We start from the raw sequence: 11,634 nt of genomic DNA, 5'->3' as shown, positions 1-11,634 counted from the left end.
TTCCCCACGCTTTTGAAATCGAGGGGATGATTGTCGTTCGACTCCATGAAAAAAACCGCCTGTGCCGATTAGGGCAGCAGACGGTTCGTCATTCCGGAGCAATCAGTATCGTTCCGGCAAGGTTTTCACGTAATCATCGCACAGTTTGATCAATTGAAGCGCACGGTCATATTCATCCTTCGTGGTCTCATTCGGGCCTCCCTGCGGCTCCTCACCCTCCGGCAGAGGATACGTTTCGCCGTCCTCATACCCTTTACCCGGTACGAAGATAGCTTTGTTCGTAATGAAGGAACCTGAGGGCAAATAATAACGCTCGGGGAGCAGATCGTTCCGGTTGTTCAGAATGTCCTGTCCGAACACGACCTGATTCTTCAGGGACAAGTCCATGAGATTGGCAATCGTCGGCAGGAGGTCGATCTGGCCTCCGACATGACTGTAGGTCCGCGCTTCCAGCTTGCCCGGCACAGAGATGATCAGCGGAATATTCAGCATATCCTGATAATTGTATTCCCGGCCCAAATATTCCTTCAGCAGATCCTTCTCATGGTCGGTCAAGGAATACACCGGCATCCCCATATGATCCCCGTAGATGACGATCAAGCTGTTATCCCAAACCCCATTCGCCTTTAATTCCTCGATAAATTGGCCAAGGGCATGGTCCGCGTAGTTCTCCGCCGTAATATAGTCGTTCACGAAGGTTCCCTGGTACTTGTCCGGCAGCTTGATCAAGCGGCGCTCTTCCGGCAGGTCGAAGGGATGATGGCTCGACATGGAGATGACGTTTGCGTAAAATTTTGTGCCTTCCTTTTGCAGGCGGCCCATCTCCTCAGCGGTTTTCCGGTAGAGTACCGGGTCCGAAGCCCCGAAGAAGAGAAAATCCTCATCCTTGAAAAAGGTTTTATCGTAATGGCGGTCGAAGCCAAGTGCTGCATACAGCTCCTTGCGGTTCCAAAACTCCACATCATTCGTATGGAAGGTAACCGCATCGTACCCTTCGGTCTTGAACAGCTTCGGCAAACTCGGCAGCGCCTTATCCACATAAGTCTGAGCTGCTGCTCCGTTCGGCGGAACAAAGAGAGAAGTATTCAACAGATATTCAGCGTCAGAGGTATTCCCCTGCCCCGCTTGCTGGAAGAAGTTTTTGAAATACACATTTTCCTTCGCCAGCTTGTTCATGTTCGGGGTCAGCTCAATGCCATCGATGGATTTGCCAATCAGGATGTCTTGGAAAGCTTCTAACTGAATGACGATGACATTGCGTCCTTTGGCTAGCCCCTTGAACTGCGCGGGCTGAGTAGGATCAAGCGCATTCTCACCCTTGAGTGCCTTCACCATCTCCGGCGTTACCTGAACGGGTTTGTCAGAGCCTTTAAAAAGGTCGGAAGCAATCGTGTATACCTCGTAATTGAGGATACCCATATGCTGCGCCTGCTTCACTTCATTGACGATATCCCGGTTAAACCAAACCGCTCCGAACGAAAAGACCAAGGAAACGATAAAGCCGAGAGAAATCCACGTCCGATAACGGGCTTTCGCGCGCCCCCAAGTCCGGAACTTACGGGAAAAGGCTTGCAGCAGCAGCATAACGACGATGTCCACGTAGATCAACAGAAAGTAAGGATGCATCAAATGAAAGACGCTTCCTTTGACCTGCGTCACTTGATTGGCCTGCTGTAGTGCACGATAGGTCACGATAACCCCATAATATTTGTAATACATAATCGCTGCAAAATAGATGGAGGTCAGCACGATGTTGACGATCATGTAGCAAACCATCTTCCGCTTATCGGAAAAGCGCTCGATCAAGCAGAACAGCACCCAAATGGAGAAGATCGCTGTCACAAGCGGGAGAGCTTCCACCGAAGCTCCAAAGATGACAAACCAGGACAAGTAAATCTTAAAGATCATCAGGATGGTAAAAACAAAAAACGGTGTGGTGTAAAACGGCTTGCTTGCTTCACGTTGCATGATGATTTCCTCCCGGCCACATGGGTACAGCTGACTTGCCTAGGGCGTGTTAAACCGGATTCCCGTTGGTTGGACTTAAAGAAATCGCGGGTATTTGCTCGTCCTGCTCATTCTTCAAACGATTATGTTTGTCCGTTTCGGACATCCCCGCAGTTTGAAAACACGCCTTAGTCTCACTTAGTACGCTTTCAACTTAAAACGAAAGTACCCGCCCTCTTTACCATACCAATTAACGCCAACTTGTATCCACTGCTTAATTCCATTTACCGCCAGTTTCGTAATACGGCATAAGCTTACACTTGGTTTCCGTTTTTTTCAAGATCGGATGCCACAACCAAACAAAAACAGGCTGCCCGAGCGGGCAGCCTCTGCCTACTAAATTGGGTTTAACGTTTGCCGGTGTGACCGAAACCGCCTGCTCCTCTATCGGTTTCAGGAAGCTCGTCCGCTTCAAGCAGCTCCACTTGCGGCACGAGCTGAAAGACCATCTGCGCGATCCGCTCTCTCCGATTGATCACAAACGGCTCGCTTCCGAGGTTTGCCAAGAGCACCTTCACTTCTCCCCGGTAATCCGCGTCAATCGTTCCGGGCGAGTTCAAACAGGTGATTCCATGCTTCAGGGCGAGCCCGCTGCGCGGGCGAATCTGAGCTTCAAGTACAGCCGGCATCGCCAGCTGAAAGCCGGTCGGAATGAGCGTCCGCTCTCCTGGCTTCAGCTCGACAGGCTCAGCGACAGCGGCATACAGATCGAAGCCTGCTGCCAGCTCGGACATTCGTTCGGGCAGCGGAATGTCGTCTGAACCGGGAAGCTTCTTAATGAGCACTTGATGAAGCAAAGCAATCCCTCCTAACCGCCTGAATGGCTTTGTCGCTTCCGCCTACCATGGCGGCAGCGAACGGATGCGAGAACAGCTCGCGGGTTAGGCCTTGGACATCCTCCATGGACACCGCCTCAATACGGGCCAGAATCGAATCGATCGGTTCATGCTTCCCGAGCATGAGCTCGTTCTTCCCGATGCGGTTCATCCGGCTGCCGGAGCTTTCCAGTCCGAGGATGAGGCTTCCCTTCAGCTGTTCCTTGCCCCGCCTCAGCTCTTCTGGGGTTAAGCCTTGCTCCAGCACTTCCTGCAAGAGCTCCAGGGTCAGCTTCAATACCTCATCGGTTTGCTTCGGAGCGGTTCCGGCATAAATCGTGAACATGCCACTGTCGGCATGAGCGGAATGATAGGAATAAACCGAGTAGGCTAGACCCCGTTTTTCGCGGATCTCCTGAAATAAGCGGGAGCTCATTCCTCCCCCAATTGCATTGTTCAACAGAACCATGGAGTAAAGGCGCTCATCTTTCAGCCCGCAGCCAGGCAGCGCGAGGCAGATGTGGTTCTGTTCGGTCTTCTTCCGATGATACTCCAGGCTCGCTTGAAACTGAGGAACCTCAATTTGGGCCGGTGTTCCTGCCGTACGGAAGGAACCGAAGCGGTCTTCAAGAAGCTCCAGGATCGTAGCCGGATAATTGCCTGCTACCGCAATCACCGTATCTTGAACCCGATAGCGTTCCGACATATAATTCCGTAAGGAATCGGGAGCAAAGCTCTTCAGATTCGACTCCGTTCCCAAGATGGTATACCCGAGTGGGTGAGAGCCATATGCCGCTTTGGCGATGAGATCGTGAACAAGATCGTCAGGGGTATCTTCATACATCGAGATTTCCTCCAGAATGACTCCCCGCTCTTTGTCCAGTTCTTCCTGATCGAAACGGGAATGAAAGAACATGTCGGACAGCACATCCACGGCAATAGGTAGATGCTCATCGAGCACCTTTGCATAGTAGCAGGTGTACTCTTTCGTGGTGAAGGCGTTCACGTTGCCTCCAATGCCATCGAAGATATCGGCGATATCTTTTGCGCTGTGCCGGTCGGTTCCTTTAAAGAGCATGTGCTCGATAAAATGGGTGATTCCGTTTTGGTCGGGACGTTCATTGCGCGAGCCGGCTTTCACCCAGATGCCGAACGAGACGGAACGCAGGGTATTAATCGGTTCAAGGACGACCCGAAGGCCATTAGATAATTCATGTTTGATCACGGAGTACCTCCATATACATTAATCGGATCCGAGGTGTTGCTTATCCCCGGTAAAGGCGTGTTCCCCATCCATTCAATAGGGGAAACCCTCTTGGTTGAGAGTAACTCGCTGACCGTTCCGAGGGCCAGCCCCTTTTGCTTAATCATGCGAATGATTCCGGGAAGGGCGTCCCGAGTCGAAGCAGTCGGATGCATCAGAATCAAGGAACCCGGTTCCAAACGCGAATTGATCCGGCGTAAAATGACAGAAGGCTCGGGTTTCTTCCAATCCACGGTGTCCACCGTCCAAAGCACGGTCGTCAAGCCTTGTTCCTTGGCGATCCAAACCGTTTGCTGATTGAAGTCTCCTGACGGCGGCGCAAACAGCGTGTTGGTTACCCCGAGCTTGTCTTTCAACAGCGCTTGCGTCTTCGCAATCTGTTCGACAGCCTGAGAGCGGCTAAGCTCGCTCATATTGGGATGAGAATACGCATGATTAGACAATTCATGGCCGGCAGAGCCAATTTGCTTGGCCAATTCAACATGCTTCGACAGCCAAGAACCGTCAAAGAAGAATGTAGCATGAACGTTTTCGTTAAGCAAGGTTTCCAACATGGCTGGCAAATATTCTTCTCCCCACGCCACGTTGATCATTAGCGAAGCCATAGGCTTGTCGGGATTTCCCTTGTAGATGGGCTGGGTCTCCAAATCGGTTAGATTCACTTTAGGAGCACGCTCGTTATAGACAAAAGGCAACGGATCCTCCGCTCCCGTCTTATGGGCGAGAGCAAGCTTGATCGTCTTCTCCACGTCTACTTCAAGCCCGTTGTAGCCGGGGATCGCTTTCCATACCCGGTCGATGCGAGCATTTACCGGTGGTTTGTTCAGCTTTGCGGCTTCAGCTTGGATTCGCTCTCGAAGAGCTTCTTCTGATTGGGGAGTTTGCTTGGCCTTATTGTCCGATAATGCAGCCCGGCTGGCTTGCAGCTTGCCCTGCTTCACTTTGGACACATACGCGTCCACACCAAGCAACGGACCGCTCGACCAAATCACGATAAGGATCAGGCAAAAGGCAATAACGGCGATACGCTCATTCGGCTTTCGCACGGGAAACCTCCGTTCAGGCATGTACCCAGTATGCTGCCAGCGTACGAGCCTCTTTTGCTTCCATCGTATGCGTACGAGGCCAAGCTTAGAAGCGGAACAAAGGAAGTCCACCGTCACGAAAAAAGCTTATCAGCGGTTGCCGATAAGCGAGATAAGATTGGAGAAAACCGCATAAGCAGGCTGCTTTCCCCTTTATGTGAAAGTAAAAAAGGGAGAACCTCGGGGGTCTCCCTAAACTACTTTATTCCATTGATGATTGTTATCTTCTCTCTGGGCGCGGTCCGCGCGGACGGTCGCCGGACGGACGTCCTTCGGGGCGAGGTGTGCGTACGATCTCCGCGGATGCCGTCGGATCAAGTACAACCTTGCGAGAGAGATTGATTCTACCTTGCGGATCGATTTCCGTTACCTTAACGGTGATCGTATCGCCTATGTTCACGACGTCTTCCACCTTCGCAACCCGCTCGGTTGAAAGCTGTGAAATGTGGACGAGCCCTTCCTTACCGGGAAGGACCTCAACAAAGGCGCCGAATTTCTCCACCCGCTTAACCGTACCGAGATACGTCTCTCCTACGACAACATCGCGTACGATGCCTTCGATAATGGAGCGAGCCTTCTCGTTCATTTCCTGGTTGGAGGAAGCGATGTACACCTTGCCGTCTTGCTCGATATCGATCTTCACGCCGGTTTCGTCAATGATCTTGTTGATGATCTTGCCGCCTGCGCCAATGACATCCCGAATTTTGTCCGGGTTGATCTGCATGATGATGATCTTCGGAGCGTATTTGGACAGCTCTTTGCGCGGTTCGCTGATAGCACCCATCATCTTGTCCATGATGAACAAGCGGCCTTTGTACGCTTGGCTGAGAGCTTCAGACAAGATTTCGCGGTTTATGCCGTCGATCTTGATATCCATCTGAATGGCGGTTACGCCTTTGCTCGTCCCTGCCACCTTGAAGTCCATATCGCCCAGATGGTCTTCCATGCCTTGAATATCCGTCAGAATGGAGACATGATCGCCATCCTTGATGAGACCCATCGCAACCCCGGCAACCGGAGCCTTGATCGGAACACCGGCATCCATCATCGCCATGCAGCTGGCGCAGATACTCGCCTGCGAGGTGGAGCCGTTCGACTCCAGCACTTCTGCAACAAGACGAATCGCGTACGGGAATTCTGCTTCATCCGGAAGTACCATTCCCAGAGCGCGCTCACCGAGGGCACCATGACCGATTTCTCGGCGACCTGGAGCACGCAAAGGCCGTGCTTCCCCTACGCTGAACGGCGGGAAGTTGTAATGGTGCATGAATCGTTTCGACTCTTCCAAGTCGAGGCCGTCGAGGATTTGGACATCGCCGAGTGCGCCGAGGGTACAAACGCTGAGCGCTTGAGTCTGGCCGCGCGTGAAGAGTGCGGAACCATGCGTCCGAGGAAGCAGCGACGTTTCGCAGCTGATCGGGCGAATTTCGTCCAATGCTCGTCCATCCGGGCGAACCTTGTCATGGGTGATTAGACGGCGAACTTCCTCTTTCACGATGTCGTAGAGGACTTCCTTCACATCGCCGATCTTATCAGAATCCATCTCATAGCGTTCTTCGAAATGCGCGACGGCTTCCGCGTTAATCGCGTCGATAGCATCCTGACGCGCTTGTTTCTCACTGATGCTGACCGCTTCAACGAGACGGTCAGCCGCATAGTCGCGAACATCGCGGTTTACCGCTTGATCGACCTGATGCAGAACCACTTCCATCTTCGGTTTGCCAGTCTCCTGCGAGAACTCTTCAATCTTCGCAACGATCTTCTTAATTTCCTCATGGCCGAACATGATCGCTTCCAGCATAATGTCTTCTGGAACCTCATGAGCTTCGGCCTCAACCATCATGATGGCATCCTTCGTTCCGGCAACGACAAGGAACAGTTCTGTCTTGTCGGCTTGCTCGACGGTTGGATTGATGATGAATTCACCATCGATCCGACCGACAATAACACCACCAATCGGACCGCTGAACGGAACGTCGGAGATCGTCAACGCCGCCGAGGTTCCGATCATGGCGACGATATCGGGTGCGCAGTCCTGATCCACACTCATGACCAGATTGACGATCTGGACATCGTTACGGAACCCTTCCGGGAACAGCGGACGAATCGGACGGTCCGTCAAGCGGCTCGATAAAATGGCCTTCTGGGTCGGCCTTCCTTCGCGCTTGATGTAACCTCCGGGGATTTTGCCGACGGCATAGAGGCGTTCCTCATAATTCACCGTAAGCGGGAAGAAATCGAGATCCTTCGGCTCAGACGAAGCGGTTACCGTACAGAGAACCGCCGTATCGCCATAACGGGCCATAACGGCACCGTTCGCTTGCTTGGCCAATTTGCCGGTTTCAAGACTGAATGTCCGCCCCGCCAAATCGAATTGAATGATTTTTTCCATAGCTGCCTCCTACTCAAAGAAACTGTTCGCTGCAGTTCGTTATATGGACCCTCGGACATCGGTTTCATTAGCCAGTATGTCCCTAAGCCCATCCTTTCAACGGTGAACGATGATCGCTTCCTTTACCCGTGCATGGACGAGAAGCGCTTTCCCTATCCAATATGAAAACCGTAAAAGCAGGGTTGCCCCTTCTTACGGAAAAACTCCAGTCGTCATACTGCGTTCCAGAATGCGCCAAAGGAGGTTGTCCTCTTCCGCTGCAGGATCATTCTGGATGCTTGAATAAGCCAAGAAAAAGCAACCTTGTCCCCCATACATTCGGCATGGGGGAACACCGGTTGCTTCCCGCTTCGATATTACCTGCGAAGACCGAGCTTTTCGATCAGCGCGCTGTACCGTCTCACGTCGTTGTTCTTCAGGTACGTCAGCAGTTTACGGCGCTGTCCGACCATTTTGAGCAAGCCTCGACGAGAGTGGTGATCCTTCTTGTGAACGCGCAGATGGTTGGTCAGGTTGATGATGTTTTCCGTCAGGATCGCGACTTGAACTTCGGGAGAACCCGTGTCCGTTTCGTGAACCTTATGTTCGGAAATCAACTCTTGTTTCCGTTCCTGGGTCAATGCCATGTACGCTCACCTCCTTTTCCTGTTCTTTCTGTTTCATCCCCGTAAGCCCAGAAGCCGCCGGTGAGTGCGAGCATCCAAGCAAAGGTTCGGTAGCAATACCGTTAAACAGTATAGCATATCCAAAGGTTAGAAGTAAATGATTCGATACCAAACCGGATTAAATCATCGCTAAACGGGATTTGGCCTCTTCCGCATCTCGCGCAATCTGAGAAACCAACTCGTCCACGGAAGCGAATTTCCGTTCCGGCCGCAGCATGGAATGAAATTCGACGCGCACCTTTTGGCCGTACAGCGATCCGGAATAATCAAGAAGATGAACCTCCAAGGTGCGTCCTTCATCCACATCAAAGGTCGGTTTTACCCCGATATTCATCACCCCGCCAAACTCCCCGTCATCTGTCTGGACACGTACGGCATAGACCCCATTGGCGGGAATCACGTAAGGTTGAGTGGGCTGTACGTTCGCGGTGGGAAAGCCGATCGTCCGGCCTCTGCCCGCTCCCGTTACCACTTCCCCGCAGATGGTATACGGACGGTCGAGAAGCAGATTCGCTTCGCCCACATCGCCAGCAAGGAGATATTCCCGGATGAGCGTGCTGCTGACCTTTTGTCCGTCCGCGTGAAACGGCCGGATGACCTCAACCGCGAATCTCCCCTTCGCTAAGTTGGCAAGAGAGTCAGGGTTTCCTTCCCCGCCACGGCCGAATTTGAAATCGAAGCCGACCACTACCGTCTCCAAATTCAACTTCACGAGAATCTTCTCGACAAACTCGGCAGGTGGCAGCTCGGAGAAAGCCTTGTCGAAGTTCACCAGAAACGTATAGGTGAGTCCCAGCCGGTCCAGCAATTCAAGCTTATCCGGGAGCGGAGTCAGAATTTGACGATATTTGTCCATTCCAAGAATTTCTCTCGGATGAGGATGAAAGGTCATAACAGCGGATGAAAGCTTCCGTTCCTCCGCGCGGGTAGTCGCCCGGCGAATCACTTCCCGGTGCCCTTGATGGACACCGTCAAAGTCTCCGATGGCAAGCACAAGGCCCGGCGAAGAGGCAAGATCAAGCGGAAGCTGATAGAGGTGATTCAGCTCAATGACATGCATGGTCTGTCTCCGGTTCTTAAGAATTTTTGCCTTCTTCGGCTTACGTAAATACTTTTTCCGGCTTAAGCAAGGTTCGGGATGGGTCTAATCGGAAAAGTCCGAGAAAAAGCTCCTTCTCGGCGGAATCCTCCGGTTGTCCGTAAACCCGATACAATCCTTCGACCCATTGCTCGCTGTCCGGCAATCCTTCTGCTCGTATCGTTCTTCCCTGAAGCGCGAATCGAGCTTCCCGTGCAGGCAGCCGACAAGCCGGAAGATAAGAGATAGCTTCATCAGAAGGAATAAAGCAGGACGCCAGCGTCCCCTCGTCTCGTCGCATCGCAATTTCATCCAGTGTTACGCAGCGTTCTCGACCGATCCCCCCTGTACTCGTCCGAACGAGATCGGACATGACGGCGGGGTACCCGAGAGCTCGACCGATATCCGAGCAGAGGGTCCGAATATAAGTGCCTTTGGAGCATCGGACGCGGATGCGAATATCCGGATGAGGCTGCTCAAGATTCATCCCGAGCGTTTCAATCGAATAGATTTCGACCTGTCGCGGCTTGCGTTCGACTTCCATACCGGCGCGCGCCAACTCATAGAGTCTCTTTCCTTCGATCTTCACGGCGGAATACATCGGCGGAACCTGCTCAATCACACCGACAAACCGCTTAAGCATGGTGTGAACCTGATCGGCCGACAGGTTTACCTGCTCCACCTGATCGATTACCGTTCCCGTAGCGTCTTCCGTGTCGGTCGAATAGCCGATCGTCAGGACAGCCTCATATTCTTTGGGCAGATCCTGAATATATTCCACTACTCGCGTCGCTCTACCCACGCAAAGAGGCAAAACTCCCGTGACGGCAGGATCCAGCGTTCCGGTGTGACCAATTCGGCGGATGCCGAGCAGACGGCGCACTTTGGCGACGACATCGTGAGAGGTAAAGCCAGACGGCTTCCAGACTGGAAGCACGCCTTCATAGGATTCATGGGAACCATTGGATTCCTTCGCATTCACGCCCATGCTTTCCCTGCTTCCCGAACCACGTCCGCCACAACTTCTTCCAACGAGCCAGTCACGGTACAACCGGCTGCGCGGATATGCCCGCCTCCTCCGAAGAAGCTAGCGACTTCGGCAACATTCACTTCACCCGCAGAACGCAGGCTCACTTTGAAAATGCCCGGTTTCATTTCTTTAAACAGGATGCCAACATCTACCCCCTCGATGTTGCGAGGGTAGTTGACTAGGTTGTCCATATCGTCGCTTGTCGCTCCCAATTCCTCGATATCGGAATGAGAGATGCAGATCCAAGCAATTTTACCGCCATGGGAAAAAGAAAGACTTCCGAGCCCCTTCTGCAGAAGCCTGACCTGAGATAAGGTCAGCCTCTCCAGAAGTCGAACGGCGAGCTCGCTACCCGGAACCCCCCACTGCAACAGTTCGGAGGCGATCTTCATCACTTCGGGATTCGTATTCGCGTAGCGAAACCCGCCTGTATCCGTGAGCATACCCGTATAAATGAACGTAGCCAACTCTCGATTCCAGGTAAGAGATAACTCGTTAATGAGCGAATATAGAATCTCGGCGGTTGCCGCCGCGTCCGGGTGTAAGAGTTGCACCGTTCCAAAACCGTCATTCGTCCGGTGATGATCGATGTTAAGAAGCGGAGTTCCTTCCGGAATCCGCTCCATAACCTTACCAACTCGGGCGTAGTCAGCGCAATCCACCGTCACTACCTGCTTAAAAGAGACGGAAGGATGGAGCGAGTCATTCAGAATGATGCGGTCGCCCGCTAAAAAAGCGAATTTAGTCGGGTTGCCGGAATCATTGATCATCGTAAACCGTTTCCCAAGCTGCGTAAGGATTTCCCCCACCGCCAAGGTGGAACTGATGGCATCCCCGTCTGGATTGACATGGGATACCACCAGGAAATCGTCCCCCTCGCGGAGAAAGCGGGCGGCTTCTTTCAGCTGCTCGGAGAAAAGCGCCTTGCTTGCGCTCATTCTTCCGCCTTCCCTTCATTCAGTTCGGCAAGCATCGCTTCAATCTTGCTTCCATAGTCGATGGAATTGTCGAACTTGAAGATCAGCTCTGGAACGACCCGAAGCCGGATTTTCTTGCCGAGCTCGGAGCGCAGAAAGCCTTTCCCTCGGGCGAGCGCCTTCAGGGTGGCTTCCCGCTGCTCCTCTGAACCGAGAACGCTAAGGTAGACCTTGGCTTGCGTCAAATCATTCGTGACTTCAACGCCTGTAATTGTCAGAAACCCGATGCGCGGGTCTTTAAACTCCAGTTGAAGAATCTGGCTGAGTTCCTTCTTGATCTCTTCGGCAACCCGGCCCGTTCGAATTCTGGCCACTGATCAA

10 protein-coding genes are annotated in these 11,634 nt (G+C 52.7%); all 10 read right to left on the bottom strand.

What is annotated here, in order from left to right; translation table 11 throughout:
- Positions 1–102 precede the first annotated feature (102 nt).
- A complete protein-coding gene (locus tag BN2684_RS20660) occupies positions 103–1,968 on the bottom strand; it encodes an LTA synthase family protein (protein WP_058303984.1) in 1,866 nt (621 codons plus the stop codon).
- Positions 1,969–2,354: 386 nt separating this feature from the next.
- Positions 2,355–2,804, bottom strand: a complete 450-nt coding sequence (dut, locus tag BN2684_RS20655) for a dUTP diphosphatase (protein WP_082652099.1) — start codon at positions 2,802–2,804, stop codon at positions 2,355–2,357.
- Positions 2,782–4,047 carry a M16 family metallopeptidase gene (locus BN2684_RS20650; RefSeq protein ID WP_058303982.1) on the bottom strand — a complete coding sequence of 422 codons (1,266 nt, stop codon included), beginning with the start codon at positions 4,045–4,047 and terminating at the stop codon, positions 2,782–2,784. The genes dut and BN2684_RS20650 overlap by 23 nt, the downstream gene beginning before the upstream one ends.
- Positions 4,044–5,132, bottom strand: a complete 1,089-nt coding sequence (locus BN2684_RS20645) for a polysaccharide deacetylase family protein (RefSeq protein WP_234340289.1) — start codon at positions 5,130–5,132, stop codon at positions 4,044–4,046. Before BN2684_RS20645 ends, BN2684_RS20650 begins: the two co-directional genes overlap by 4 nt.
- Positions 5,133–5,391: 259 nt before the next feature.
- Positions 5,392–7,563 (bottom strand): polyribonucleotide nucleotidyltransferase, encoded by a 2,172-nt coding sequence (gene pnp, locus BN2684_RS20640; protein ID WP_058303981.1) that lies wholly within the window; start codon positions 7,561–7,563, stop codon positions 5,392–5,394.
- A gap of 356 nt (positions 7,564–7,919) precedes the next feature.
- A complete protein-coding gene (gene rpsO, locus BN2684_RS20635; RefSeq protein WP_058303980.1) occupies positions 7,920–8,189 on the bottom strand; it encodes a 30S ribosomal protein S15 in 270 nt (89 codons plus the stop codon).
- A gap of 157 nt (positions 8,190–8,346) precedes the next feature.
- Entirely contained in the window at positions 8,347–9,288 is a 942-nt protein-coding gene (locus BN2684_RS20630; RefSeq protein WP_058303979.1) for a bifunctional riboflavin kinase/FAD synthetase, read from the bottom strand.
- A gap of 40 nt (positions 9,289–9,328) precedes the next feature.
- A complete protein-coding gene (gene truB, locus BN2684_RS20625) occupies positions 9,329–10,294 on the bottom strand; it encodes a tRNA pseudouridine(55) synthase TruB (RefSeq protein ID WP_058303978.1) in 966 nt (321 codons plus the stop codon).
- Positions 10,285–11,274: a DHH family phosphoesterase gene (locus BN2684_RS20620; RefSeq protein WP_058303977.1), complete on the bottom strand. Its 990-nt coding sequence runs from the start codon at positions 11,272–11,274 to the stop codon at positions 10,285–10,287. The genes truB and BN2684_RS20620 overlap by 10 nt, the downstream gene beginning before the upstream one ends.
- Entirely contained in the window at positions 11,271–11,627 is a 357-nt protein-coding gene (gene rbfA, locus BN2684_RS20615) for a 30S ribosome-binding factor RbfA (RefSeq protein WP_058303976.1), read from the bottom strand. The genes BN2684_RS20620 and rbfA overlap by 4 nt, the downstream gene beginning before the upstream one ends.
- Positions 11,628–11,634 lie beyond the last annotated feature (7 nt).

Origin of the sequence: Gorillibacterium timonense (genome assembly GCF_001457415.1) — a bacterium.
Classification (GTDB): domain Bacteria; phylum Bacillota; class Bacilli; order Paenibacillales; family NBRC-103111; genus Gorillibacterium; species Gorillibacterium timonense.
Note: the sequence above shows the minus strand (reverse complement) of the source record. Positions and strands in the feature narration are given on the sequence as shown.